The organism is Paenibacillus piri, from assembly GCF_004354045.1.
In the GTDB taxonomy this organism is placed as follows: Bacteria; Bacillota; Bacilli; order Paenibacillales; family NBRC-103111; genus Paenibacillus_S; species Paenibacillus_S piri.
In genome coordinates, this window is record NZ_SMRT01000006.1 from 85,799 (window position 1) to 112,152 (window position 26,354).

20 protein-coding genes are annotated in these 26,354 nt (G+C 50.8%); 8 read left to right on the top strand and 12 right to left on the bottom strand.

Annotation, left to right across the window (positions count from 1 at the left end; all coding sequences use genetic code 11):
- Positions 1–134: 134 nt before the first annotated feature.
- The 6 genes from E1757_RS14635 (at position 135) to E1757_RS14660 (ending at position 5,596) form a co-directional block, all read left to right on the top strand.
- A complete protein-coding gene (locus E1757_RS14635) occupies positions 135–1,127 on the top strand; it encodes a diaminopimelate dehydrogenase (RefSeq protein ID WP_133229281.1) in 993 nt (330 codons plus the stop codon).
- A gap of 241 nt (positions 1,128–1,368) precedes the next feature.
- A complete protein-coding gene (locus E1757_RS14640) occupies positions 1,369–1,845 on the top strand; it encodes a hypothetical protein (RefSeq protein ID WP_133229283.1) in 477 nt (158 codons plus the stop codon).
- 1 nt (position 1,846) lies between these two features.
- A complete protein-coding gene (locus E1757_RS36505) occupies positions 1,847–3,040 on the top strand; it encodes a LuxR C-terminal-related transcriptional regulator (protein WP_133229285.1) in 1,194 nt (397 codons plus the stop codon).
- 85 nt (positions 3,041–3,125) lie between these two features.
- A complete protein-coding gene (locus tag E1757_RS14650) occupies positions 3,126–3,581 on the top strand; it encodes a DUF2269 family protein (protein ID WP_133229287.1) in 456 nt (151 codons plus the stop codon).
- An 18-nt stretch (positions 3,582–3,599) separates the two neighbouring features.
- Complete coding sequence (locus tag E1757_RS14655; RefSeq protein ID WP_133229289.1) at positions 3,600–4,415, top strand: arylamine N-acetyltransferase; 816 nt, start codon at positions 3,600–3,602, stop codon at positions 4,413–4,415.
- A gap of 254 nt (positions 4,416–4,669) precedes the next feature.
- Positions 4,670–5,596: a hypothetical protein gene (locus tag E1757_RS14660; protein WP_425464841.1), complete on the top strand. Its 927-nt coding sequence runs from the start codon at positions 4,670–4,672 to the stop codon at positions 5,594–5,596.
- A gap of 466 nt (positions 5,597–6,062) precedes the next feature.
- Here E1757_RS14660 and E1757_RS14670 read toward each other — a convergent pair whose 3' ends face one another.
- Both E1757_RS14670 and E1757_RS14675 read right to left on the bottom strand, forming a co-directional pair.
- Positions 6,063–7,157 carry a PRK06851 family protein gene (locus E1757_RS14670; RefSeq protein ID WP_133229291.1) on the bottom strand — a complete coding sequence of 365 codons (1,095 nt, stop codon included), beginning with the start codon at positions 7,155–7,157 and terminating at the stop codon, positions 6,063–6,065.
- 285 nt (positions 7,158–7,442) lie between these two features.
- Positions 7,443–8,828 carry an MFS transporter gene (locus E1757_RS14675; RefSeq protein ID WP_133229293.1) on the bottom strand — a complete coding sequence of 462 codons (1,386 nt, stop codon included), beginning with the start codon at positions 8,826–8,828 and terminating at the stop codon, positions 7,443–7,445.
- Between the two features lie 309 nt (positions 8,829–9,137).
- Here E1757_RS14675 and E1757_RS14680 point away from each other — a divergent pair, with 309 nt between their 5' ends.
- Complete coding sequence (locus tag E1757_RS14680; RefSeq protein ID WP_425464842.1) at positions 9,138–9,881, top strand: GTP pyrophosphokinase; 744 nt, start codon at positions 9,138–9,140, stop codon at positions 9,879–9,881.
- A gap of 234 nt (positions 9,882–10,115) precedes the next feature.
- Here E1757_RS14680 and E1757_RS14685 read toward each other — a convergent pair whose 3' ends face one another.
- Genes E1757_RS14685 through E1757_RS14715 form a run of 7 tightly spaced genes read right to left on the bottom strand, consistent with a single transcriptional unit; the run spans position 10,116 to position 15,420 of the window.
- Positions 10,116–11,009 carry a DUF3473 domain-containing protein gene (locus E1757_RS14685; RefSeq protein WP_220446503.1) on the bottom strand — a complete coding sequence of 298 codons (894 nt, stop codon included), beginning with the start codon at positions 11,007–11,009 and terminating at the stop codon, positions 10,116–10,118.
- On the bottom strand, positions 11,002–11,664 hold the full coding sequence (locus E1757_RS14690; protein WP_165972124.1) for a class I SAM-dependent methyltransferase: 663 nt from the start codon (positions 11,662–11,664) through the stop codon (positions 11,002–11,004). The genes E1757_RS14685 and E1757_RS14690 overlap by 8 nt, the downstream gene beginning before the upstream one ends.
- A gap of 22 nt (positions 11,665–11,686) precedes the next feature.
- Complete coding sequence (locus E1757_RS14695) at positions 11,687–12,730, bottom strand: GNAT family N-acetyltransferase (RefSeq protein ID WP_133229315.1); 1,044 nt, start codon at positions 12,728–12,730, stop codon at positions 11,687–11,689.
- Positions 12,731–12,737: 7 nt separating this feature from the next.
- Positions 12,738–13,055 (bottom strand): EamA family transporter, encoded by a 318-nt coding sequence (locus E1757_RS14700; RefSeq protein ID WP_133229317.1) that lies wholly within the window; start codon positions 13,053–13,055, stop codon positions 12,738–12,740.
- A 29-nt stretch (positions 13,056–13,084) separates the two neighbouring features.
- Positions 13,085–13,468 (bottom strand): DUF2304 domain-containing protein, encoded by a 384-nt coding sequence (locus tag E1757_RS14705; protein ID WP_133229319.1) that lies wholly within the window; start codon positions 13,466–13,468, stop codon positions 13,085–13,087.
- Positions 13,469–13,474: 6 nt separating this feature from the next.
- On the bottom strand, positions 13,475–14,182 hold the full coding sequence (locus E1757_RS14710) for a glycosyltransferase family 2 protein (RefSeq protein WP_133229321.1): 708 nt from the start codon (positions 14,180–14,182) through the stop codon (positions 13,475–13,477).
- Positions 14,155–15,420 (bottom strand): glycosyltransferase family 39 protein, encoded by a 1,266-nt coding sequence (locus tag E1757_RS14715; protein ID WP_133229323.1) that lies wholly within the window; start codon positions 15,418–15,420, stop codon positions 14,155–14,157. The genes E1757_RS14710 and E1757_RS14715 overlap by 28 nt, the downstream gene beginning before the upstream one ends.
- Positions 15,421–15,738: 318 nt before the next feature.
- Here E1757_RS14715 and E1757_RS14720 point away from each other — a divergent pair, with 318 nt between their 5' ends.
- Positions 15,739–15,942 carry a twin-arginine translocase TatA/TatE family subunit gene (locus tag E1757_RS14720; RefSeq protein WP_133229325.1) on the top strand — a complete coding sequence of 68 codons (204 nt, stop codon included), beginning with the start codon at positions 15,739–15,741 and terminating at the stop codon, positions 15,940–15,942.
- Between the two features lie 180 nt (positions 15,943–16,122).
- On the opposite strand, the gene gdhA is transcribed toward E1757_RS14720, so the two are convergent.
- The 3 genes from gdhA to E1757_RS14735 form a co-directional block, all read right to left on the bottom strand.
- Positions 16,123–17,484: an NADP-specific glutamate dehydrogenase gene (gene gdhA, locus E1757_RS14725; RefSeq protein ID WP_133229674.1), complete on the bottom strand. Its 1,362-nt coding sequence runs from the start codon at positions 17,482–17,484 to the stop codon at positions 16,123–16,125.
- Between the two features lie 334 nt (positions 17,485–17,818).
- Positions 17,819–19,333 (bottom strand): LysM peptidoglycan-binding domain-containing protein, encoded by a 1,515-nt coding sequence (locus E1757_RS14730; protein ID WP_133229327.1) that lies wholly within the window; start codon positions 19,331–19,333, stop codon positions 17,819–17,821.
- A 167-nt stretch (positions 19,334–19,500) separates the two neighbouring features.
- A complete protein-coding gene (locus E1757_RS14735) occupies positions 19,501–26,115 on the bottom strand; it encodes an RCC1 domain-containing protein (protein ID WP_133229329.1) in 6,615 nt (2,204 codons plus the stop codon).
- Between the last annotated feature and the right edge of the window lie 239 nt (positions 26,116–26,354).

Below are 26,354 nucleotides of genomic sequence, written 5' to 3' on the forward strand. Positions count from 1 at the left end.
CGATGACTTTTTATACAGTCAGTCACATCATACGTTATGCAGCTGAGTGCAGGCGAGCTTAATTTCACTGCGAATGATTCAAGCGTTTTATTTGATTCATTGTGTCTGAAGGAATGTTGCCTGTGATATAAAAAATGGTGGAGGTAATATCATTGCACAAGATAAGAGTTGGGATCGTTGGTTATGGGAATTTGGGTCGTGGCGTAGAGATGGCCATTCGACAAAATGTAGATATGGAGCTCATAGCTATATTTACAAGACGTCAACCCGAGGGCGTGTCAGCAAACTCAGAAGTGAGACACATCTCTGAAATTGAAAGCTACATCGGGAAAATCGATATCATGATATTATGCGGCGGCTCAGCGACGGATTTACCGGAGCAAGGCCCGCATATCGCCTCTATGTTTCATACCGTCGACAGCTTCGACAGACACGCTAAAATCCCTGAATATTTCGATTTGGTAGATGCTTCAGCAAGAAGAAACGGACATGCGAGTGTAATTTCAACAGGGTGGGACCCGGGACTGTTTTCATTGAACCGTTTGTTGGCGGAAGCGGTATTGCCGGAAGGAAATGAATATACGTTTTGGGGCAAAGGAGTGAGTCAGGGGCATTCGGATGCGATTCGCAGAATTCAAGGCGTGCAGAACGCGGTGCAGTATACCATCCCTAATGAAGATGCAGTTAACATGGTAAGAAGCGGAAAGGACCCGGTATTGTCTGCGAGAGATAAGCATCTGAGAGAATGCTTCGTCGTAGCCGCATCTGGGGAAGACCTGTCTCGTATTGAAAATGAGATTAAAACGATGCCCGATTATTTTGCCGATTATGAAACGCAAGTGAATTTTATTAGCGCTGAGGAATTGCTGGAGAAGCATTCTTTTATGCCTCATGGCGGACTTGTGCTTAGAAGCGGGAAAACAGGGGTCAACAGCAAGCAGATTATAGAATTTGGACTTAAGCTTGCCAGCAACCCTGAATTTACAGCCAGTGTATTGGTAGCATATGCCAGGGCCATCCACAGATTTGCGAAGGAAGGCTTTGCGGGAGCGAAAACGGCATTCGACATTCCCTTCGGATATTTGTCCCCCAAATCGGACGAACAGCTTAGAAAAGAATTGTTATAGCATCATCCTACATACTCAACACTGACATTAATCAGGCTATTTAATGGGAGCGTTGCCACTAACTGAGGTGGCAGGGCTCTTTTTGCGTTGCAAGGCGGGCATGGCGAGCTCTTCGTGCCGCATCCTGGCATAGCGATCCCATCAAACCCTTGTACAGCTATACTTCAACAGACGAGGGGGTGAATTTAGATTTACATGTTATGGCTAATATTCTAAAATTGGGGTGAAAGGGGGGGTTATTATGAACGCTTATCCTGATGAATTTGTCCGTTTTTTAGAGCGCCCCGTCCCCAAATTTCTTCATTTGGCCTCAGTCAGAAAAGGCCAGTCTCCGATTTGCTGCCGTGGTTATGCAGCCCGGGCGGAATACGAACAAAGTCGGATTTGGATCTATATCTTGCGCAGCCAATGGCTTCGTTTACATGAAGCCTTGCAGCCCGAGCATTGGCTGGCTGTTCTCCTGACTTCCGGTGTCGATAATGAATCGTATCAGGTCAAAGGCCAATATGATGGATACCGCCCTTTCGCAAAAGAGGATCATGGTTTATTGGAACAGCAGCGGGAACTGACCCTGCAAACGTTTCCTCAGCTGGCTTCTTTGCACACGGTGAATCCAGTCGATTGTTTTGCCATAGGTCTGAAGGCAGCGGAGGTGTATTCCCAAACCCCCGGTCCGCAAGCAGGATTCCTTGTTTCAGAAAGGAGCCCGAGGATTTAGTATGCTTCCTCCCGAAATCATGCGTGCTTTCAAAGGTATGTTCCCGTCCACGATCGTTACCGTTTCGAGGGACGACATACCGAATATCGCCAACCTGACCCGAGTATGGCCTGTCGATAATGAACATATTGCAATAGCAAACCAATTTCTTAACAAGACGCTTATAAACCTGAACGAGAACCCGCTGGCCATGTTAAAGATGGCCGATCCGAATGATCTTCTGCATTGGGAGCTGGAATTGCGATATATCCGCTTCGAAGCAGAAGGCCCGCTCTATACCAGAGTCCAACATGATCTTCAGGCAGTCTATTGGATGGCTGGCGCACCGGATTCCGTTCCTCTGCGTTCCGTCTTGCTTTTTCAAGTGCTGTCCGCCCGCAAATGCTTGGAGGAAGCCTCTCATCTCCTGCCTGAACCTGAACTATATGGGGATTTATTGGATATTCTTGCCCAAACCTGCGGCTGGAGCCGTTCGACCTATTGGATCGCGCAGGAGGGCGAGAGTTCTTTGCGACTTATCGCTTCCAGAGATGTGCCCGGAGCGGGCACGAACGAGGCGGCTTTCGAACCAATGAAACGAATGGCCGCTTTGGTTAAGGCGGAACAACGCATGGTTCGTCTGTATAATATACATTCGCAATTGAGGTATATCCATACCATTCGTACGGAGGGGGACGTTACTTCATCATCGGAACTCCCGGAAGGCAAGCAAGTGAAGCCTGGGCTGCAAGGAAGCCTCCTGGGAATGCCTGTTATGGCTTACGGTACTTTGATCGGGGTCGTTTGCTGTGAAGGGACGGGAGGGGACACGGATTTCGACCGCCTCGATGAACGTTATCTCATGCTGCTTTCCGGAAAGCTTGGTGAAGCGATCTTTGCTATTGCCTCCGTTCCCGAACAGGAACGCAGGCAAATGTTCCGCCAAGTAATTGAAAGGGCGCAGTTGGAATGGTCCAAAGCGACAGACCCGTTTTATACCTTGCTCAGCGCAAGGGAACGGCAAGTATCCATCTACGTGGCGAAAGGTCACACGAATGTAGAAATTGCCCAGGCGCTTTATATCAGCAAACGTACGGTTACAACCCACATGGAACGTATTTTTCAGAAATTGCAGGTAGCTTCGCGAGCCGCCTTAACCCGTTATGTCGTCGAAAAAGAACTTCATACAGATAATACAAACGGATCTTTCCGTTAAAATACGTATTCCTACCGATACAAACCAATCGGATACCGCTCTACAATTGGAGGTGTAAAAACAACTCCAACAAGGCGGTGATTCGATGAAATGGTTTGTTTTGCTTCATGTTTTGACGGCAATTATCGGTTTGGGTCCGGCCTTCGCGTTCCCCTTCCTGCTGCGGAGGACCGAATCGATTGAAGATATGGTTCGGGCGCTTCATTCGGTTGCGCGGCTGGAACTATTTCCAAAGCTATTCGGGACGATTGCGGTGCTCTCCGGCCTCCTGCTGCTCTGGATCGGGACGTACGGGTCTTGGCTGCAGATCTGGATTGTGGGTACTTTGTTTTTGTATCTCATCATTGAAGTGCTTGTTGTCGTTTTTTTGAACCCGACAGCGAAGAAGCTTTATGATTCGTTAACATCACTGGATATGAAGTCGCTTCCCGAGCTGCCTCACCAAGCGGCTGCAATGTACACGCGCGTTCGGAATCTCCATTTGTGGGCATCGGTATTAAGCTTGTTTATTTTCGCTTTGATGATACTCAAACCACAATAAGAAGGAGGTTCCGCACTGATGGACAATTCGGTAATTCAACGTTATTTGATGTGTCTGGATACGGAGCATCGCCCCCCCACTATGGATTATTTACGCAATCTTATCAAGCTTCATCTCCGGAGGTTTCCGTTCGAGAATTTGAGCAAGTTTCATTACTACTTGCATCAGGGAAAGACGGGATTGGATTGGCTTCCTGATATAGAAACATACCTGGATCATTTCGTAAACAAAGGAATGGGCGGCAACTGCTATATTTTAAATGTGCATTTCGGTTCTTTGCTTCGAGGGCTCGGATTTCAAACGAATTTCGTCCGGGCCACCGGAGGAAACACCCATCTGGGGCTCATGGTCACGGTAGATGGCCAATCCTACTATGTGGATGTTGGATACGGGGCTCCGTTGTTCGATCCGCTCTACTTGGAAGAACAGCCGCGCTTTACACGCTTCGGGGAGGAAGTTGAGATTTCGAGGCTGCTGCCCGATAACCATTATATGATCGATCGGCGAAGCAATGGACATAGCCTGGTGACCAAATGCATCGAGTGGAAGCCGGTTGGCCTTGAAAGCTTTGACGAGGTGATAGCACATTCGCTGCGGGACGAGGATGAGAACCCCTTTATGCGACGCATTGTCGCAACTTTATTCCGGCTGGATGCCGCCTACTCCGTAGTGAACCGCAAACTGTTTATTAAAAGCGATCGTGGGGTGGAATCACACGAATATACTCAAAAAAACGATTGGATGGATATGATGCGCACCACCTTTGGGTTTGAGCATGATTTGGTTGAACAAGCGCTGGATTTCCTGAAGGAGAGAGAAGTACGGCTGTTTTAAAAGCTGCGCGAAATAGGGGTTAATCGCTATATAAAGTGCCACTGTCATCAATTGCGAATAGATTCGCATTTGAAGATGTCGGCGCTTTTTTTGTTAATTAGGATGCGGGGGGCGGGGTTTGTATTCGGATTTTAGTCTAAGTACTGTTGCGACTATAGTCTGGGAGTATGACTGGTCTCAGGCAGGTTCTTGAAAAAATTACCAAAATGTACAATTAAACTAGTTAATAATGAACGATAAACCAAGGAGGAATTATGATGAGCCATGTGATGAGTCATGGGGCAATTGGAAGTCAGGCTGTCGGAAGCGCAAAACCGTCCGTCAAGTTTTTCGAAGGAGAGAAGTGGCTGGTACTAACCGGGCTGCTCGGCTTCCTGCTTGCGGGGATATGTGCAGTTTGGGTCATGCTGTACGGGGGACCGGTGGCTCCTGGCGGCAACGTTTCGAGTGCATTTTCTTTTAATGCCGCGCTGGGTATTTTTCTGCTATCGACGGCGGCGATTACCCCTTTTTCCGCGCTGGGCGGCAAAGGCAGAGCATTTTTTCGATGGTCTTTTATCGTGATTGCCCTTTATTCTTACTTAGCAGAGACCGTACAAAACTTTCGAGGCGTCAACCCGCGGTTCGTAAAGGGAGGCATACCATTCGATGTTACGGTCGGTTCCATTTTTGCTTTTGTCGCTTTGCTGCTGGTTTTGTGTTATCTGTTCTTTGCGATTCAATACTTCCGTCGTAAAGCTTATAGGCTCCATCCGGAATTATTGGTCGGCATCCGTTATGCGATGATTGCAGTATTGCTCTCATTTGCGGCCGGCATTTGGATGTCGGCTAATGGAGGTCGAATTGTCGGCCTTCATGGCAACATTATTTGGCTTCACGGTCTTGGCTTCCATGCTCTTCAAGCTGTGCCGGCTGTCGCTTGGTTGGCCGGATACACCTCGTGTACAGAACGAACCCGCAGCAGGTTCATTCATGCAACAGGCATTACCTACCTAGCGGGCTTAACAGCTATCGGTTGGCAGACGTATCTCGGGCAAAATATACTGGAATGGTCCGTACTGCCGCTTGTCGCATGCGGCTGCTTCCTGATTTCATTTGCATCAGGGGTGCTGGTGCTTTGCAAAACAGCTTTCGGCTTGCACCTATTCAATCAGATAAGCAAGCGATCTCAAACAGCCTGAGCAGACTCAGCTGCCCCAAATCCCGATCAGGATCACACCGGCAGAAATTATGGCCGAGTATACAATCCGGTTGACGCCACGCGCTTCATGCGCGCTTTATTCAGCAAATAGACGCCAAAATCGTACCGAATCCCGAAAAAAAGCTGATGGCATAAAGACCTGCAACTATCAGACGATTCCCGCCTATCCGATCCAGGACATTGTACGCGGGAATCGGGCTGTGGGCAAAACAAAGGCTTCGTTATATGGACCGGCAGAAGGTTCCGATAACGAGGCCTATTTATGCTTCAAAATCATTTTATTGGAAAAAGAATAAGAAAATCCCTCTACGGCATCGGCAAGCAAAACGATTACGCATGTCAACGATGCGGCTTTCTGGCTGTTGAGAAGACATTCAAAACCTGGAGGTTGCTCGAGTTAACGAACTCGGTCGTCGGATTAGCAATCGTCTTGATTTTAAGTCTGTTTATTCACTGATCCTCGCAATGATAGCTTGACGGATCGTTTCACGGATTCGGTCCACGATGCGGAAATCCATCGCTTGCACATAGATTTGCTCCAGCTCGTCACGCAGCGATTTGGCTTGGGCCAGATGCTGTGTGGCGGCTTTCATGGCAGCGGCGTACCGCTGCTTGATGCCGGTTATGGCATCCGCATGCGCCTCGTCCGTTCCGGGCGCAATGCAGCGCGCATACATATCGATGATTTCATCGCCGGCGCGTTCAGGATTATATTCGTGCGGCGCGGTGCTGTCAAAGACAGCGAATCCGAGTTCCCGCACGATGATCATATCCAGGCTGTTCGGGTCGAAGCCGCAATGGTATATTTCGACGTCGAAGCCGCGTTCGACAGCGGCGGCGGCCAGCTTTTTCAGCATGGTAGATTTGCCCGAGCCGGGGCGGCCTTTGATGAGATAGCGTTTATCCAGGCCCTCGGTCAAGTTCGGCACAAAATCGACCGCTCCTTGCGGCGTGGCGGCACCGAGAAACCGGTGATCGACGCGGCTTTGCCGCTCCAGCTTCCAATTGCGGAAAAGCAGTTCGATGTAATGCGAAGTCAGATCGTCGGCTGCTTGGAAGTCCATATTATTTACGTATATCGCTTCCCACTCGTCATGAATGCGGAGTGCCTCCGCAAATCCGTTGTAAGCGCGTTCATACGCTTTTTTAATGTGGCCGTTCAAGCTTTCAAGCAGCGGCTTTTGCTCGTTCAACCGGGCCGCATCCCATGCTTCGCCCAAATTTACATATTGTTCGACCGCTCCCGGCAGCTGGGGCTCGATCACATGGGGAGCCGTTCCGTCGACGATGCCGATCTTGAGTTCCGGAATAATCAGTCCATCCAAAGAGTTGTTGTCCGAGGCGCAGTGAATGAAGCGAATGTCATAGCCACGGTTAACGATATCGTTGCCGATTTCCCGGATTAGCGTCGACTTTCCGGTACCCGGACCTCCTTTTAAAATATAAATAAGATCCAATCCTTGCAATGAAGATTCGAATAGGTTGGCAAAGCCGCGGGCGGTATTTCCGCCCGCATAAAAGTTGACGATAGTTCCTGTCATCACGGACACACCTTTCGGGCTAATATCATGGCAGCACAGTTTATCGTATTACCGTTTCGCCCAAAAGGTGCTTGTATAAATACAGCTATCATAAGCGGTCGTTGGCGATATCTTCCTGTAGACAATCGCACTGGATGGAAAAGCTTTTTGAGACGTCCGGTAAATGAGAAGCGGAGAGCCGAAATCGTTCCGGAGCAGCGCCAGCGCCCGGAACTCTGATCCGCATGCTCCGCGGGTAAGGACTCAACGGATCTTTTAGATGAAGGATACGTTTATCAGCAGCTATTAAACTCCTTGAGTGGAGAGCTGCTCGTCATCTTCGACATTTTTGCCGGATGGATCCCATTTGATGAGCAAGGTTGCGATTAAGCCGACAATCGGCACGATCGCAAGCAGAAGCAGCGTCGTATACAAACCGACTTGGGCGAGAACAACAGGGAACAGGAAGAAGCCGAGGATGCTTCCGGCCCGGGTAATGCCCTGACCCCAACCCGTCCCAAGCCCGCGCAGTTCTGTCGGATAGGACAAGGTCGCCATCGTCATCCCTTGGGAGCCTGGTCCGAAGGCATGTCCGAAAATAAAGGCGGCAAGCAAAATGGTCGAAATGGCGATATATTGATTGCCTGTCATTCCCATCAACAGCAGTCCCAATCCGGCTACCACATAACCGATGATGACCAGCTTGCGGATTCCGTATTTGACGGTGAGATAGGAGCCGCTAAAGCCGCCAATCGCCCCGAATAAATTAAATACGATCGTTCCGATTATCGCGTAAATAACGCCTTTTCCAAAAATAATCGTCGAGATGGTAGGAATATAGAAGCCGACGGCAAAATACTCCATACTTTGGGTAAACGTAATTATCGAAGCGAGCAGTGTTCGCAATTTATACTTGCCTCGGAATATCATCATATAGGAAAGCTTTTTTGCAGTAGATTTTTCTTCTTTGACCGCTTGCACCTTGACGTTAATGTTATACGTTTTTCTTAATACTTGAGCCCCTTCCTCCAGCGGAAGATGGTGCGCCGCCCACATCGGACTTTCATCCATATAAAAGTATCTTAAAAATAAAACAATCAACGCAAGCACGCCGCCAAAGCCTACGGACCATCTCCAAATATGCTCGTGCTGGTCCAGCAAATAGAAAGGCAGGGCGATTAAGCCGGTAACCGATGCGGCTGTGAACCATAATGGGCACCAAAGGGTGACGTAGCGGCCTTTTTTCTTCAGATTACTGAATTCTGCAATAAAGCTCAGGGCAACGGGTACGTCCAAGCCTACGCCTACGCCCATTAAAAAACGGAAAAATACGAGCGTGGCAAAATTGGGTGAAAGCGCGGCGCCGATTGCTGCAAACACCATCAGGAACAAATCGATCAGAAACATTTTGTTGCGCCCGAACTTGTCGGTGTAGTAGCCGCCGAAAACAGCTCCAAGCAGCGAACCGACCGCCATAATGGCCGTAAGGCTGCCGATTTGTACTGGAGACAGATGGAACTGCTCCTGAAGCTGAGCGGTACCAATACCAATACTTGTGAAGTCGTAAGCATCTACAAATATACCTGCCAGCGCCAAAAAAATGATTTTGGAGCCTGATTTGCTTACGGGGTTGGAATTGACATAGTCGATAATGTCTTTTCGCGAGCTGATCATTAACTGTTGAGTAGCCATTGCGTGAACACCGTAACCTTTCCGTTCTAACGCTTCCAATTTAAATCCGATTTAACGTATAGGATTTATTTGAAAATTATACTTGATGAATTATACTTAGTAAAGAGTCAAATTTAAGCTATTTCAGTGAAGGAGGCCGGTGGGTGCTGTATTCCTGGTTACAGTAACCATTATGCAGTAAAAGGGGTGTAAATATTCAATATTTGGAATTGCTGCCGCTTGGAGGTGCGGCATGATTTGCCTCGACCGGTGCAATTGCATTAAACTATATAGAGAGGCCGAAAAGTAACCAATGGAAGGACAACAATTATGAGCCAGCTTCCGGTATCCCAGTTAAAACGATTTAAAGACGAAATTATCCGTTTTATGATGATGTATAAATTTGCTTTGGATGAGATGGAAACCCGGATCGGCATCCTCGTGGAGGAGTTTGAGATGCTTCATGAGTACAACCCGATCGAGCACACCAAATCGCGGCTGAAATCGCCGGAAAGCATCCTGAACAAGCTGTTCCGTAAAGGCTGCGATATTTCGTTTACGAGTATCCGGGAAAATATTAAAGATATTGCCGGTTTGCGCATTACATGCTCGTTTCTGTCCGACATTTATTTGATCAGCGAAATGCTCAGAAACCAGAGAGACCTTACGATTTGCGAAGAAAAAGATTACATCAAGCATCCGAAAGCGAACGGCTATCAAAGCTTGCATCTTTTGATCGAAGTGCCGGTTTATATGTCGGATCGGCAGGAAAACGTCTGCATCGAGGTTCAGATCCGAACGATCGCCATGGATTTCTGGGCAAGTCTGGAGCATAAAATTTATTACAAATACAGCCGCGAGGAACAGGCGGTGCCGGAACGGCTTCTGAGGGAGCTGAAGGACGCAGCCAGTTCTGCCGCTGCTTTGGACCTGCAAATGGAACGCCTGCATAAGGAGATCGTGGAAATCAAAGAAGAGCAGTCTGAGAAACTCGACCGGATCATCATTAACAATCAGCAGTTTGCGCTGCCGCAAGCGTTTCTCGAGTTTTTGGATGGCGGAAAAGAAGAGTAATCAAGCCATTCGAGATAGACGGTGGCTGTGAATTTCATCTGGCCTGTCCTGCAGCAGAGAGGCTGTCCCAAAGGTCATTTTTGGATGTTCAGCCACCCTACCCTGATATGAATTTGCATGTAAAAAGCCGCCTCCATCCCCACATATACATTGGTGTTGGAGGCGGCTTTGCCTATTTTTTGGGACTGTATTATCGGTTGATACCTTTTTGGGACAGCCCCTTCTTTCTACGCATTATCGTACCAGCTCCGCAGTCAGAGTCAGCTTCGCATTTTCGTCGAAATTGTCCTTCAGATGCTCGGCGATCGACGTAAACCGGAAGCTTCTCATAATATCCTCCAGCTTGGCCGGCGTTCCTTGCACATTGTAATAATGGATAAAATTCTCTTTGAAAGGAAGATCCAACCGGTGCTCGCGAGCGTCCACCTCCCGCGGATGCAGGTATACGATCGAGCTGCTGCCCCGGCGGTTGGCCGCGTGAATAGCCCGCTTGATCACCCACTTCGGGAAAAAGCGGAAATAAAAGCCGCCAGAATAACCGATATTTCGCCCGGCGATTCTCATGACCGACATCGGAATCTCGTACAGATCGAGCTCACGCCCGTTGACGACCGGCTTATGAATCCAGGTAGGAGCATGGGGGATGCCGTACAGAAATGTTTTGACCGGAAAAATGCTGGCGTCATACCGCATGCCCAACTCGACAAGCACCTCCAGATAGTGCAGGTTGCTCTCCACGATCGACCATGAAGGTGCGCGATATCCGAGCACCTTCGTTCCGGTAAGATCCTCGAGAATGTCGATCGACTTTTTCACATCGGCTTTAAATTCCCCGATCGTTTGTTTGTAGGCCAGCTCATGACCGTAGCCGTGAGAGGCTACGTCATGTCCCTCCCGCGCGATCGCCTTGACGACATCGGGATAATCCTCCCCGATGCAGCCCAATATGAAAAAAGTCGCTTTGCAGCCGGTTTCGCGGCAGAGCCGGAGCAGGGTGTCCATATGCGTCCGAAAGCCGGAGCCTTTGCTTCGGTCCGGGAGAACCCCGTCATAGTTGGCGTGAAACCATTCTTCGATATCAAAGGTCAGCATGTTGGCGATGCCTTGGGCGGGTTGCGGATTAATCAACTTTTTTGACTCCTTTTATCGCGAACGAAGTACAGAACGGGTCCCCGATGCCTTGCTCGCTCCCTTTGGATACAAATTTAAACGGATGATACATCTTCAAAAACTCGATGCGTTCGAAACCGTGCTGGCTGAACACCTGCTTCAATTCATCCATCGCATACATCCGGTCGAACTTTTTGCTTTGCTCAAACAGCCGGAGAATCTTTCGCTGGATCGAGCCGCTGTGCAGCGTCTCGATCAGCAGCGTCCCGCCGGGCTTCGTAACCCGGGCCAGCTCTTTCAAAACCGGCCTGTACTGCTCGATCAGCTGGATGACGCCGATGCACACGACGACGTCGAACTTGCCGTCCCCGAAGCTTAAGGCCGTCAGATCGTCAGCCGATGTGTGCAGCCCGCGGCCCGCGGCATATTCAAGACTTTTCTCGGAGAAGTCGACTCCGTACACGTGATTATGCGGGACCAAAGGCTCGCTGAAGGCGCCCACGCCGCAGCCTGCATCCAAAATTTCCAGCCCGCTGCATGGTCCCAGCCAGCGCAAGGTGTTGTCCCTCTGCATAAAAAAGCTGTCCTCATTGAAATAATCCGATGATTGGACCGACGCTCCGTGCGTTTCGGCCTTATGGTCAAAATATTGCTTCCAATTGGCATGGCTCATGGTTCGATTTCCTCCGATGCGCTCAGGGCATGACATATTTAATTAACTTTTTACCGGCATAGTCGGTGATAAAGCGGGGAGCGATTTTCCACAGCTCCACCAAAAGTCCGAGCTTCTGTCTGTCCGGGGCGCCGGACTGGTTGCCTTCGCCGCCATAGACCATGTATTGGAGCTGCTTGGCCGCCGCGCCCCACTGCTCCTTGTATTTGTAGGTCCCCGACCCCGTCTGCGAGCGGCCGAGGTCCAAGTAGCTGAACCCGTTGCGGATACCGAAACGAATCGCTTCCCAATACATAAAATTGTTCACGTAGCGGTTGTTATATTCCGCCAGATTGGCGCCGTAAGGATAGTACAGCGTTGCGTTCGAGGGACTGGCCAGCAGGAGCATGCCGCCGACGATGTTTCCCGATTGTTTATCCAGGACGGTCAGCAGGACTGTATGTTCAGGCATGTATTCGAAAAATCGTTTGAAAAACCGGATATCCGGAGCCGGAGAGCCCAGCTGCTTCATCCTTAGGACATAAACACGGTAAAAGCTCTCCAAATGGCCGGGATCGTAGGAAACGGCAAACCAATCGTTCTTGTATACTTTGCGCACATGATTCCGGTTGCTGCTGCTGGACAGCGCAAGTACCTGTTGCTCATCCTCCGACAACGGCAGCACAAACGTATGATGCTGAAGCTGCGCACTCCAGCCGCTGCCGCCCATGTGCTGAGCTTTGAGCCGCAGCTCGATATAACCGAGACGGAGCTCCGCTTGCAGCCGCTCAATGGCGCCGATCGCAAACCGGAACGCTTCTTCGCTGATGGCGCATATGTCGGCATAGTTAACGAACGGGAGCGCGACCGCGGCCCGGGTCAGCCCGAGATTGCGCCCGGCTGCAAGCGGGATAAGCGCGCATATGCGGTCCTCGTTGTCGACAACGGCATGGTATCGGCATTCGTATCCGAAGGAGCTCAGCAATATATGCCGGAACGCTGTTGAATGAAATACCGTGCCCTTCGACGACGCAAGCCGGTCCCACGCATCCTTCATCAATTCGTTGTAAGCAACGCATCTGTACATCCGATCGTTATCCTTTCAGCCAAAAAAATACGCCGATCATAATAAAGCCGCAGCCTGTCCATTTCATGAGACTGATCTGCTCGTTAAATACCCAAATCGAGACTGCAATCAGCAGCACGTACTGGATGCTGGACACAAATGTTACATAGCTCAAGTCAAACTCCGACAGGCAGTAAATCCATAAAAAAGCGGCTAACGCATACACGGCAAAGCCGGTTACGATCAGGGGGGAAGTCAAGTAGCCGATCGCAATGGCTATAAACGATCCGTCGAAGTTAACCGACCGGCTTCCGATTTTCAACAGCGTGCTGGCTGCCACTGTCATGAAGACGCTGCTAAAAAGAATGACGTATTTTATTGTAATTCCTCCCCGTTCACTTTCTTTTCAAGCTCCTCGAGCTTGAGCTTGGCTAATCCCAGCTCCTGTGTCAGAGCTTTGTTATGCATTTTCAGACTCGAGATGCTGACGCTCATATGCAGGAGCAGCAGGTAGGCGCATACGATCAGGATGGCGAAAAAAGCCGAAGGCGCGTAATAAACCCCGATGAGCTGCGAGAACCACTCCATCAAATCGGTAAACATGGACATGAACAAAGTAAACAATCCGATCAGAAACCATACCAGCGAATATTTTTCGCGGATCATTCGGGCCCGGACCATCATAAATACGGAGATCATCATGACCAGACTGAACGCTATGCCCATCAGTTGAACGCTGTAGCTTGTTCCGTTCTCCATTTGCCGTCACCACCTTGTCCTGATATACGAAAAGAAGATCGATAAGATGACCTTCGCCATATAATAAGGGCTTTTGATCGGTGTGATGGAGGAGGAGCCATGCTCGCGCGGCCGCATCTCCACCCCAACCTCGGAGATGCGGAGGCCGTGCTTTTTCAACAATATAATCGCATCCGGCTCAGGGTAATCCTCGGGATAATATTTGCTCAGCAATTGGATGCTTTTCCGGTTATAGATGCGGAAGCCTGACGTACTGTCGGTAACCTTCGTTTGAATGAGCAGCCGGAACAGCAGGTCGAACACCTTGATGCCGAGTCTTCTCGACCAGGTGGTCCGGTACGACCGGATATCGAGAAACCGGGAGCCGATCACCATATCGCAACCGCTACGCGCCATCGCATTCACCAGCTTCCCCACCTCCTGGGGGATGTGCTGGCCGTCGCCGTCAATCTGTACCATGTAAGGATAGCCGTGGGCATGGGCGTACTTGAAGCCTGTTTGCACGGCACCGCCGATCCCAAGGTTATAAGGGAGGTCCACGACCTTGACGCCGTTGGACATCCGCGCATTGACGGAGGTTGCATCGAGCGAGCAGTCGTTGATGACCAATATATCCGAATTCGGAATATGCTGACGGACATCCCAGATGACCTTCGAGATATTGTTTTGCTCGTTAAACGCCGGAATCACAATGAGTATTTTTTCTTTTTCCATAGCAGCTTCCCCGCATATTTTTTGGCAATGAACATCAATCCGCGCAGCATGCTGTCCGCACCGTAAGCAACCGCAATGCCGATAAAAGGAATGGCAGGAGCCTTGTACCGGTATAGCGCGTCAATAAAGAAAACGATGCAGAATATAAAAACGGCAAGCACAAGCAGCCAAATGATGGATGTCTTTCTAAAAATTTTGTTTACGATAGCGGCGACAGTTCCCACTGCAAACAGCATGGTCGGAACGAGGTGCTCGGCAAGTCCGAGTATGCCCCGGAGACTGCTGACGTTCGTTTCCCACACCCATTTTCCGAGGAAGGCGATGGCCCTTTTTCCATATAAGATGAGCACATGATCCCAATTATTAATTAAAAAGCTTAAGATCAGGCTGTTCATGATGTTAATCGTATAGTCCGGTTTGAAATAATGATCGTGCGGCGTAGCTTTGTCGTAAATCCAGCCGTTTGCGTAAATATTGTACAGCACCTTTTTGGCGTTGAACTGCATGGAATCGACCAGGGGACGGAAAGTGTCGCTCGTAAACATATAGATGCAAGCCGCAGCAATCGCAATGAAACAGGCTCCGATGGACAGACGATGTTTTTTGACAAAATTGAAAATGATATCCCGGTGCAGATTGATAACGACATAGATCAGGATAAAAGCCAGCGATACGATGCCGGTCGGCCTGAATACGAGCATATACAACGATGAAACGATGAAAAGAACCTGGTAAAGACGTTTTTTGGATTGCAAATACTTGAGAAGGAAAAACACGCATAACAGGAGAAGGTTGATAAAAAAACTTTCAGAAAGGATGTACATGGACCATAATGTAATGCCCCATGAATAATAGCAGTAAAAAAACGATGCCAGGATGGCGGTGGTTCGATTGAACAGCATGCGTGCGATGAGATAAACAAGGATAACGCCGAGTCCGGCGGCTACCGCCTGAATAAAAACGACGGTAACAGGGTCATGGAACAATGCAAGCAGCAGCGTCAGCAGCACATTATAACCGATATACATCAGGTCGTTCATATGCAGACCTATCTTTAAATTCGTCATTAAAGCGTATGCATAGTCGATGTACCACTGCGAATCTTCCGATTGCGGAAGTCCTCGATCAGAGCTGAGCAGGTAAAAAAAATACCGCAATCTCACGTGAACGGAGATCAGCACGAAAGGGATGATGTAGATAAACTCCCGATCCTTATATTTAAGAATGAATGGGTACACGTTGTGCGCTTCAGCTCCAAATTTTATGTGCAGGATGTTGGATAACTCTATCAAATTATGACATATTCTCCGATCAGGTGTAAATAGGGAAATGAAGAAAATGATAGAAAAGTATCTTGACTGGGAGTTGTTTCCATGTTAGGGAATGCGCTTACATTTTATTCCGGTTCGCAAGCTGATCTTCCGCCTTTTCGACGATACAGAGGCCTGTTTCGAATATGCCGGCCTGTATAAAAGACGGAACGATAACTCAAATTAATCCTGTAACGGTTACTTTTACGGCTGATTTTAACGGAACAGAAGGGAGGATGAGGCAAGATGTTCAACAATATTGGCATTTCAGGGCTGCTGCTTATCGTGGCGATTGCCTTGATCGTGTTCGGTCCGTCGAAGCTGCCGCAAATGGGCAGGGCGCTCGGGGATACGTTCCGTGAGTTCCGCAAATCGGCCCGCGGTATCGCCGATGAGAATGAGCAGCAGCCGGAGCAGCCCGTAGTGAACGAAATTAAGAAGCTAATGTAACCGCGGGCGGCAACCAAGGATAAACGGCTTCGCCGTCCTCAGGGGACGAGCGCGTTTGTCAAGGTTGTGCGAAGCAAAGTATAAGATGTTATACTTTCAACTAAAAAAGCCTCCTTCAACGTTAAGTTGAAAGAGGCTTGAAGCATCATGCATACGCCTATACGGCGATCCAAACGTCGATTAGATGACGCCTTGGGCGATCATAGAATCGGCGACTTTGATAAATCCGGCGATGTTGGCGCCTACGACGAGGTTGCCCGGATAGCCATATTCTTGGGCGGCGGCAACCGAGTTGCGGTAAATATTTTTCATGATTTCATGCAGCTTATCGTCCACTTCGTGGAAATGCCATTGATATCTCATGCTGTTTTGCGCCATTTCGAGCGCAGAAACCGCCACGCCGCCCGCATTTGCAGCTTTGGCCGGCCCGAACAGCACGTCGTTTTGCAGAAATACGTCGATCGCTTCCAACGTAGAAGGCATGTTCGCGCCTTCGCCGATTGCTTTAACGCCGTTGGCGACGAGCAATCTGGCGGACGCTTCGTTAATTTCATTTTGTGTGGCGCATGGCAGGGCGATATCGCATGGGATGGTCCAAATGTTTTGGCAGCCTTCCACATAAACCGCGCTCGGATGCTCATTCACATACTCGCTGATCCGTTTTCTCTCCACTTCCTTCAAGCGTTGGACCGTTTCGAACTTGATTCCGTCCTTATCGTATACGTAGCCGTTCGAGTCGCTGCAGGCCACGACTTTGGCGCCCAACTGGGTCGCTTTCTGAATCGCGTAAATCGATACGTTGCCGGAGCCGGAGATGACGACGGTGCTGTCTTCAAAGCTTAACCCTTTCGATTGCAGCATTTCGTTGACAAAGTAAACCGCGCCGTAGCCGGTAGCTTCCGTACGCGCCAGACTGCCCCCGAACAAAATGTTTTTGCCTGTCAGCACGCCGGCTTCGTTGCCGCCGCGGATTCTTTTGTATTGACCGAACATGTAGCCGATTTCTCTGCCGCTCACACCGATATCGCCGGCCGGCACGTCAATGTCGGATCCGATATATTTGTACAGCTCGGTCATAAAGCTTTGCGTGAAGCGCATCACTTCGCCTTCGGATTTGCCCTTCGGATCGAAGTCCGAACCGCCTTTGCCGCCACCGATCGGTTGGCCGGTCAAGGAGTTTTTCAACGTTTGTTCAAACCCGAGAAATTTGATGATGCTGGCGTTAACGGAAGGGTGGAAGCGCAATCCGCCTTTGTAAGGTCCGATAGCGCTGTTGAATTGGACGCGGAAGCCGCGATTCACCTGTACTGCACCCTGGTCGTCCACCCAAGGCACGCGGAATGAAATCAGACGTTCGGGCTCGACCATCCGTTCCAAAATGCCGTGCTGCTTATATTTGGGATGTTTCGCTATGACAGGCACCAAAGAATCGAGAATTTCTTTAACCGCCTGGTGAAATTCGGTTTCATTCGGATTCCGTTTGACTACAGTGTCATATACGTTTTGAACATAATTTTTTGCAGCGATTTCTTCCTGATTCATAGTCTGCACATTGTTCACTCTTGTTCTACCGCCTTCGTTAATTATTTGGTCCAAGCCAGAGGTGCCCGGGAAAGATGACTATTATATTTTTACACAGCACGACGAAACCCGCAACAATAATTTACAGCTAATGTAAGATAAAAAGCCTGGAATGATGCTGTTTTTTACCGTTTACGTCACCATATTTCCCTATTTTACCAGAGAGGAAAGACCGTTCCGGCTCCGTCGTACATACTAAATCGATGCGAATGGAATGCCGGGTTTCTCCAAACAAGCAGCAACCGCCTGTTTCCGTATCCGGAAACGGCGGTTGCTGGTGACGGCGCGAACGGTGTCAGATGACGCTCTTCGCTACGACAAAATCATTCGAAATCATCGGCCAAATTTGCGGGTCCTCCATCCCGAGGCGCCAGAGAGCGATTCCCCGGATCCCGAGCCGGTGCGCCAGCTGCAGCTTGGAACGAATGCTTTCCGCATTTTCGAACCAGACCTCGTGGTCGTTGCCGGATTCATCCTGATAAGCGAACATCGGGGTCTGCGTTTTTTGATCGAAAATGACCGTTTTATTGTATTTCTTCGCCAAATCCATCGCCATCGCATACGTCACGTAGGTGTTCCGCTTGGTCGTCAAATTGAAGTCGAAGCCGAATACGGACACCGCGGCGGTTATTTTCCGGCCGGGCATTTTCGTCAGCGCGTACTTGATTACACTTTCCATCCAGCCGATGGAAACGACGGGTCCGGGACCGCTTCCGGGCCATCCGTGCTCGTTATAAAGCATCACGACCAGTTCGTCGGTCACTTCTCCCAGCAGCGAATAATTGAACGGGGCGGAAAAGGGGTTGGTAGGCTCATCCGATGTGCGCGACGGGGTAGCAACGGAGTAGTACAATCCGTTATTTCTCAGCGCCTGGCCCAATTCCCGATAAAACGCGGCGAGCAGATCTCTGTCTTCATAATGAACATCCTCGAAGTCGATGTTGACCCCGTCAAAATGATACTTTTGCAGCAGACTGATCACATTTTCGATAAACGCCCGGCGAACGTCCGGTTTCGTAATCATGCTACGGACGACATCTTGATTAACCGCCTGATTGCCGCGCACATACAGCAGATTATGAATAACGGCCAGCATTTTGACATTGTGGCGGTGGCCGATGTCGATCACATCCCGCATGACGGCATCGTCGAACTCGGGGAACTTCTCGACTTGCGTCGGATCGTTCCGGTTGATGCGGAAATGGAACATGCCCGTATTGGATTGCAGATTCACCTGCTTGACGAAAACATCGTAAGAGCTGGGCAGGGTAGGGCCTTCTTTTTCCGTGTAATAACTGAAAATTTCCTGTACCGGCTGCTCTCCGCTATGCGGAACCAGATTGACGACATCGTTGAACATCCAGCCTGTCGTTCCGTTGTGCAAGCGAACCTGCGTCCAATCACCGCTTATGCCGATTACGGGAAGGCGGGCGCCGCGCTCCATGCGGGCGACGATCGGGTAGCCGGTCCCCGGACTGCTGCGGACGTTGGCAATGTCAACGGTAACGACAACCTCGGTATAGAGGGGGATCGTCAGCCGCTGGCCAACGCTTAGAGCGGTGGACGGAAGCTGGTTGAGCGCCATAATCGCCTCCGCGGTCGTAGCATAGCGCCGGGCAAGCGAATAGAGCGAATCGCCGGATTGGACCGTATGAACGAGCGGCGCCGTCACCGGAATGGCCAATTTTTGGCCGACAAACAAGTTTGACGTAGTCAGATGGTTTGCTTTCATTAACGCATCTGTCGTAATTCCAAATCGTTGGGCAATGAGATAAAGAGTATCACCTCGTTGGACAACGTAAGTCAACATGGGCTATCATCCCTTAACGTTTTTTCGATACATGGTATTCGCACAGCCCATCCGATGGAACTGAAAATACATTTTTTCTATGCAAAACTTTGAACTTGAAATGCGGCAGCCCGGCAAATAGGGTCAAAAAAAACAGGATTTCACGGGGAAATCCTGCTTGAGTCCGCTTATTGCGGTTGATTCGCCGAAACCGGAACGACGATCTTCGGCTGAATCATGCTCAGCCAATACAGCACATCGGCGCGAGTGAAGCCGGGCAAGCCGTCGCTGTCCCTTTTTTCTACGATTTGCTTCAAAATATAACTGATGTCGAACACTGAATCGTCGCGGCCTGCGGTCACCGAGACCGGAATGCTGTCCAGCATGCCGGGCTTTGCCGCGAATGCTTTCAGCGTCCGATTGGCAGCCAGCTTCGGTCTGTCGGCCGGGTTGTAGATCAAACTGCTTGCAGTCGGTGCCGAATTGTCCAGCGTATAGTAGATTTTGACATCCGTTCCGGTTGTAGCGGTCGTCAGCGTAATGACGGATTCGCCGTTAGGCAGCCGAACTTCTGAAGCTTGGACAGGCTCTACGCGGTTCGCCTGAAATACGCCGTAGGTGGAGAAATGGGAAACGTAGGCTGAAGCTCTGCCGTCCGCACTTATCGCCGTGGGCTGATATTCCCATTTATGCGCTTGATCGTTGTAGTAGAATATGCCGACGCGGTTGTTGTCCGCTCCCGATATAACAGGGAATTCCAATCTGACGGGATGGTTCCGATCGACGGCAGCGCCTTTTAAGGTAAATGCCATAACAGGGCCTGCAGCTTTTAGGATGCTGGTATCATAGGGATCGGTGGAATCGTTCGCCTCTAATATAGCGTTGGGTCCCAGCGCAACTCCCGTCAAATCGACCGCAACCCCGTTCCTGAACTTGACCGCAGGATAACTGGCGCTTACAGGTATGGGCTGACCCAGCTGCGCTTCTCCGGACGCCCCGTCGACAATAGCCAGAATCGTATAGGCTTGTTCTTTTGTGCCATCCGCTGAAATCACTTTAAATAGAAGCTGATTCGTACCGATTTGAAGCGTCGGCGCATAAATCTCGAAGCTGGAGCCTTTCATGCGGTAAGTGGCTCCCGTCACGGTGCCTCCTGCATACTTGAACTGCGCTGACGCTTCAGCCGGTTGAATCGTGAAGTAAACGGACTGCGTCACCGAATTAAAATGGAAGCTGAACTGGTTGCCCGACCGCAAAGCTTCGACCGCACCGGACATGACCTTCGTCACATCCGTTCCGTTGCCGCCTTGTCCGTCCGGCGCGGCGCGTATAATGTTGACGGCATAGAACGAATCGGTGACCGGGGTGCTCACCTTGATGCCGAAGGTGTTGCTTCCGGTCATCAATTGCGGCACTTGAATGATGCCGCCGCTGTATACGGCTCCTGTGACCGAACCGTTTATAAGGCTGACCAAAGCTGCAGGATGCACGGTTGGCGTAAGCAGTACGGTCGTCGTCTCGTTAGGCACCTTGATCTGAAAGGAGTTTGCTCCCGTATTTTCGACAAGACCGGTATTGGAGACAAGCGTCAGGGACGTATTCGCCGGATCGCCGGCGTCTGCTGCCCGTACGATAGTAATCTTGTAGTGGGTCTCGGTTTGGTTCGAAGCAATGACAGTCACAGTGACCTCTCGTTGATCCCCGGGCTTAGGCAGCGATACGAACCAACCGGCAGGATCGTATACAGCGTTCGTTACACTGCCGATCCGGGCGAACGGTGAAATATTCCAGTTTAAATAAACCGAATTCACGACAGACGGAACCTCAACGCGATAGCCTCCTTCGGCTGTCGGCATGACGGTGCCGTGGCTGCTGGTCAGATTCGTCAAATCTTTGTTGCCGGAAAGATCGGCCAGCTGGTAAGGGGCATCCGCCGTACCGGATCCGCCGACTACGCCTATGGAGTCGTTCAAGTAAATCGTTGGACGGACGGCGTATTCATGTTGAGCCGAATCATAGTCAATCGATCCTGAAATGTCGACAAGGTGGATGTACCGCCCACCATCCTCTTCCGACTTCGGTGTTATTAGCCACCATGGATAGGAGGGATATCGTCCCCATTCTTCATGGTTCAGCGTATGATCGCCCCCATATTCTGGGTAATCCGATAAAGCTTTATATTGCGCGACCGTTAATAATCCGACCTTCGCATCGACCGAACCGGTTCCGTAAACGACAGTATTCGACTCATCCCTGACGTTCCATGATTTGCTGACAATCCAGTCTTTCTGGGAATTCAGGCTGTCGAAGAAGGCGCCGTTCAAATAGTTGGCCAGCGTTCCCTCCTTGGCAGGATTGTACGTATTGTATGTGGATGGCGGGAGGCCTGGACTGGTATCGGCCGCGTATGACCAAACCTTATCGCCGATTTCGCGGACGTGCTCCATGCCTAACAAAAGTCCGTTTTGTCCGGGCTCCCATACGAGCCACTTTTTCCCGCCGGCCGTTACATAGGAGCCCTTGGCAACTTGATGCAGTGAACCGGTGATAAATTTGCTGCGAAACTGAGCGATCGCCTCGTTCAGTACCGATTGTGCGGACTGGAGTTGATCCGGTGTGGCGCCGGCATGCAGCAGCACGATTTTGGCGGAGTCGACCTGCTGCTGCAGGACTGCTTTGGAGCCTGCCGGATAAGTCGCTGTTCCGGTCCCTTCCGACGAATGGGCGAGCAGCGATTCGGCCTGCATGACGGTAAAACCGAGATCCTTGGGATACGCCGCAACCCCCACATTGTCGATATACCACCCCGGAGCTTTGCTGTATCCCCATTGGAAATGAAACCGGACTCTCAAATCGGAAACCAGATAAGAAGGATCCAGATCAACCTGCATAGGCTGCCATACGGAATTCATAATCGGCGCCGATAAGGGGTCGGTGACTTCATCCCTCGTGTGTGAAAAGACGGTTTGCCAACTTGCGCCTCCGTCCTTGCTCGCTTCCACCTTGATGGAGCCGCAGCATGACGGGATATCGACCCACTGCATCCAGCTGACGGAAAGCTTCCACGCATCGGCTGCCGCCGCCGGAATGGGAGGGGAAACGAGAACGCTGTTTTCGCCGGAATTGAAATTACCCGACAAGTTGGTAGCCCACAGCTTCGTCCCCGAAGCGGCCTGCGCCGGTCCCGAACCTGGCGTTCCATAGGCCCAGCTGGAGTTGGTTCCTGTTGTCGTAAAGCCCCCGTTATTCGTTTCAAAATCGGTATGGAACAACATGTTTGGCTGCTTCAGCTTCGTTTTGAATTGTGCGATAGCTTGTTGGATCGCTGCGATTGCATCGTCCAATTTCTTTTGGTATTGCAAAGGCTTGGCTATTTCGCTTTGCGCAATAATTAAGGCGGCGTTCAACGAGGCTTTGGCGCCGACCTCGTAGTAGCCTGCGGCATTGCCTTCCTGACTGCTGCCCAACAGCTGTTGGGCTTGCCCGATTTCATCGGCCAACGAACTGGTGTCCAATATGCTGATTGCGGCATCGTCCAGAAAAACTCCTGTTTTCGTTACGGAATCGTCGCTGCTGAAATGAAATTGGAACCTGAAATCCGGGACGGCATAGGAAGAGTCCAGAATGATTTTTCTTAGAACCCACTTCGATTCGCCGCCGCTTTCGCTCAATAGCGCTTCGCTCCAGCTGGCCCCGCCGTCTTTGGAGGCAGCAACCTCGATAAAGTCATAGCCTTGCTCTATATCGACCCATTGCCACCAGGACAAGGTCAGCTTGCCGTCAGTGCCGTCAGTGCCGGCAGCGCCGGCAGCGCTGCTTAAATCGATCGGCGGCGAAGTCAGATAGCTGTCCTGATTGTCGGCGTAGAGACCGTACAAATTCGTCCCCCACACCTTATTTCCCGAGTGCGCCGCTTGCGGACCCGTCGCAGGTGTTCCGTACTGCCAGCTCGGACTGCCGCTCGTTTCAAAGCCGCCTGGCGAACTTTCAAAGTCACTGCTGTAAATAACTCCCGGGGCGTATTTGTATGTCAGGAAGTCTTGCAAGGCCTTTTTCAATGCCGTAACGGCCGCATCCGCCGCTTCAATGCCCGGGCTGCTGTCACGAACGATAATCGCTGCGGAAATCGCCTGCTGCAGCATCGCTTTGGAGCCGCTCACGAATTGACCGGGCTCCATTCCTTCGACGGAAGCCTGATAAAGATTTTGCGCACTGGCAATCAATTGGTTGATATCGGTCGTATATCGTTCTATCTTTACATCGTCGATTAGCATGGCTACAGGTACGAGACGGCTGGTTGCCGTCTCGATCTTGAATTTAACATTGCTGACGGCGTAGGAGGGGTCCAGCGTTATGCTTCGCTTGGCCCATTCCCCGGCCTTGACATAATTAACCGGCATCAACTCCCAGGTTTTTCCGCCATCTTTGCTGACCGAAGGAACATTCGTGTATTCGAACCCGGGCACATTGTACTGCCACCAGCTGAGCTTGAAGCCCTGTACATTATCCGACCGCAAATCGAGCGGTCCGCTTATGAGCGTACTGCTGCGCTCGTCCGATAATTGTCCCGATAAATTGAGCGCCCATGCTTTCGAGCCTGAATGTGCCTGCAGGTCGCCTGAAGCGAGTGCGGCATGGGTCCACGCCCCGCTCGCCTCCATGTCGGCAAACCTGCCGTCGCCGGACTCAAAATCGAAAAAAATAACAGGGATAGAGGGCAATTCCTTCGCTTTAAAAACGAAGATTGCCGTCTGCAGCGCCGCCGCGGCCGCTTCCAGCTCGGCCTGCGATGATAATTCGTTGTCGCGGACGGCAATGGCCGTTACTATGGCGGTCTGCAGCGCAGTTATCGAACCCGGCTCATATTGCCATTCGACAGCATGGCCGCGCAGTTCCTCCGCCTGGCCCAACAGGGAAACAATCGGTCCGCGCGACGGCGATAATTGGCCGGCAAATACCGTCATCGCTTGAAGCAGTGCATCGCGCGCTTTATCGAGGTCGGATTGTGTCGAGCCCGAGTTGTCACGCACAGTTTGCGCAGCCACGATGGCCGTTTGCAGCGCCGCTCTTGACCCGGGTCGGTACTGCCAAGGCAAAATGCCTTCCGAGGTGTTGGCGTAAGTCAGGCTTGCTGCGGATATAATTTGGTCCAGATCGGTCGAATCGGGTGCGGCCCGGTTGATGACCAGAATGTAATCCGTTGTACTGTGATCAGACCCGATAACCTGAACGGTAATCATGTTTGAGCCGTATTGGACCGGTACGGGAGTTGAAAATTGATTGCCGGGATAGATCGTTTCGCCGATCTTGATTTGTACGGCATTGGAGAAGTAGGCGCTAGCCGACAAATTTACATGGTCTGCCTCTCCGCCGACATTCAATATGTATTCATGCTCATAATGCTTGAAGGCGGGCTCCAAGGCCCCTTCCGCAGCCGTCAAAGACTTTAATTCAGACAGGAGCGGGAACAAGGTTGGCACAAATTCAGGAGCAAATGCGGGGCCTTTGTCACCCAAGCCGAGCTGCCCGTGATCGTTCGTCCCTTTGCCCCAGAGCTTGCCATCGGCAGTTAAAGCGAATGTCTGTTGATAACCTGCGGCTACGGCAACGACTTCGCCCATCCCGGCCGGCAAATCTCTTTGAACGGGCCATCCTTTATTGCCCTCCACGTATTCGAGTCCGGCAATTCCGTCCAGGTTGTCCAGAATAACGATTTGCTCGCCTCCGGCCGCTATGGCGGCAGGCGCTTTAAACAAGCTGTATCCGGGTCCATAATTAAATTGCACCGGCCGCGGAATAGGGGAATACGTTCCTTCAAACCATGGGTAGCCAACGGTAATCCAATCAATGCCGATGCCTAATTGGTTTCGCGTATTATCGCCCCATGACCATACCCGCTCTCCTTCCGACGCCGAATAAGCGATACTGTGGTAGGAGCCGGCAGCGATCATGCTGACAGACTTGTCGGCAAACGAGGTTCCAATTGCACCAGCATATATGCTGTTGTTATCCAGAGGCGCATCGGTGCCCAACTGGCCCCGATTATTCCGTCCCCACGAATAAACGGTTCCGGTATCACCGCCTTGTACAAGCGCCAGCCCGTGTTGGCCGCCGAGAGATAACTGAGTGATTCCTCTCAGCTCGTTCGCCTCATCGGTTTTGACAAGCACAGCCCAATGATTGGCTGCAGTGGGGTCCTGGTTGCCAAGCTGTCCGAACTCATTGTCTCCCCAAGTCCATGCCGCTCCATCCTCGTTCAATACCCCGGCAAAATCAAAACCAGCCGCCAACTTGCCGTTCGGCACGATCAGATCCAAACCATTGTTTCCCTTGACGGGGTAAAAGCTCGCCCGGCCTATCGTCGTGCCGTCGCCTAGCTGGCCTTTATCGTTGCTTCCTGCGGCATAAACGCGGCCGCTCGCATCGATGGCCACCGTAAAAGCAGAGCCGGTATCCGGATTTCCGCCTGTCGCAACGGAGACGATGTCAGAGAGTTCTTCAACGGGCTTGGGCGATCGCTGGTCGGTGCCCGTCACCGCATACCCAAGCTGTCCGTTACTGTTCGATCCCCAGGTCCACAAGGTCCCGTCGCTTCTTACGGCTGCTGTGTGGGAGTAGCTGGCGGAAACGGCCTTATAGACTGCATTGCTTCCGCTGGTCCCGTAGGCATAGGCCGCACTAGGCAGCAGCGCCAATGTAAAGGACAAAAACAACATGCATAATAGTAATGGAAAAAACCGGATGATGCGGCTGTTTCCGGCTGAGGAAAGCCGGTGATGAGCCGCCGTTTGCAGAATGGGCATACATGGACTCCTTTGAAATTAGGATAAAAGTACTAATATTCAAAATTATATAACAAATTCCGCTATAATTCTGCTAATTTTCTTATATTAATCTATTAAATTAAAGTATTTTGATAAGAAGAACTGCTATCGAAGGTGTGCAGAGTCAAACCGCTTGCATCAGATTCTAATCGGCAAGGATCTGAAAATAGGCGATAGCGGGTTTTAAGGAAAATTAGGCGGGTAAACACGCGGATGGC

What these genes read in the sequence shown, in the direction of transcription:
- E1757_RS14640 (WP_133229283.1), top strand. Translation starts at nt 1,369, where the DNA reads ATGAACGCTTATCCTGATGAATTTGTCCGTTTTTTAGAGCGCCCCGTC.
- E1757_RS14690 (WP_165972124.1), bottom strand. Translation starts at nt 11,664, where the DNA reads ATGAGCCATGCCAATTGGAAGCAATATTTTGACCATAAGGCCGAAACG.
- E1757_RS14695 (WP_133229315.1), bottom strand. Translation starts at nt 12,730, where the DNA reads ATGTACAGATGCGTTGCTTACAACGAATTGATGAAGGATGCGTGGGAC.
- E1757_RS14700 (WP_133229317.1), bottom strand. Translation starts at nt 13,055, where the DNA reads ATGACAGTGGCAGCCAGCACGCTGTTGAAAATCGGAAGCCGGTCGGTT.
- E1757_RS14675 (WP_133229293.1), bottom strand. Translation starts at nt 8,828, where the DNA reads ATGGCTACTCAACAGTTAATGATCAGCTCGCGAAAAGACATTATCGAC.
- E1757_RS14660 (WP_425464841.1), top strand. Translation starts at nt 4,670, where the DNA reads ATGATGAGCCATGTGATGAGTCATGGGGCAATTGGAAGTCAGGCTGTC.
- E1757_RS14670 (WP_133229291.1), bottom strand. Translation starts at nt 7,157, where the DNA reads ATGACAGGAACTATCGTCAACTTTTATGCGGGCGGAAATACCGCCCGC.
- E1757_RS14650 (WP_133229287.1), top strand. Translation starts at nt 3,126, where the DNA reads ATGAAATGGTTTGTTTTGCTTCATGTTTTGACGGCAATTATCGGTTTG.
- E1757_RS14680 (WP_425464842.1), top strand. Translation starts at nt 9,138, where the DNA reads ATGAGCCAGCTTCCGGTATCCCAGTTAAAACGATTTAAAGACGAAATT.
- E1757_RS36505 (WP_133229285.1), top strand. Translation starts at nt 1,847, where the DNA reads ATGCTTCCTCCCGAAATCATGCGTGCTTTCAAAGGTATGTTCCCGTCC.
- E1757_RS14735 (WP_133229329.1), bottom strand. Translation starts at nt 26,115, where the DNA reads ATGCCCATTCTGCAAACGGCGGCTCATCACCGGCTTTCCTCAGCCGGA.
- E1757_RS14655 (WP_133229289.1), top strand. Translation starts at nt 3,600, where the DNA reads ATGGACAATTCGGTAATTCAACGTTATTTGATGTGTCTGGATACGGAG.
- E1757_RS14635 (WP_133229281.1), top strand. Translation starts at nt 135, where the DNA reads ATGGTGGAGGTAATATCATTGCACAAGATAAGAGTTGGGATCGTTGGT.
- E1757_RS14705 (WP_133229319.1), bottom strand. Translation starts at nt 13,468, where the DNA reads ATGGAGAACGGAACAAGCTACAGCGTTCAACTGATGGGCATAGCGTTC.
- E1757_RS14710 (WP_133229321.1), bottom strand. Translation starts at nt 14,182, where the DNA reads ATGGAAAAAGAAAAAATACTCATTGTGATTCCGGCGTTTAACGAGCAA.
- E1757_RS14720 (WP_133229325.1), top strand. Translation starts at nt 15,739, where the DNA reads ATGTTCAACAATATTGGCATTTCAGGGCTGCTGCTTATCGTGGCGATT.
- E1757_RS14730 (WP_133229327.1), bottom strand. Translation starts at nt 19,333, where the DNA reads ATGTTGACTTACGTTGTCCAACGAGGTGATACTCTTTATCTCATTGCC.
- gdhA (WP_133229674.1), bottom strand. Translation starts at nt 17,484, where the DNA reads ATGAATCAGGAAGAAATCGCTGCAAAAAATTATGTTCAAAACGTATAT.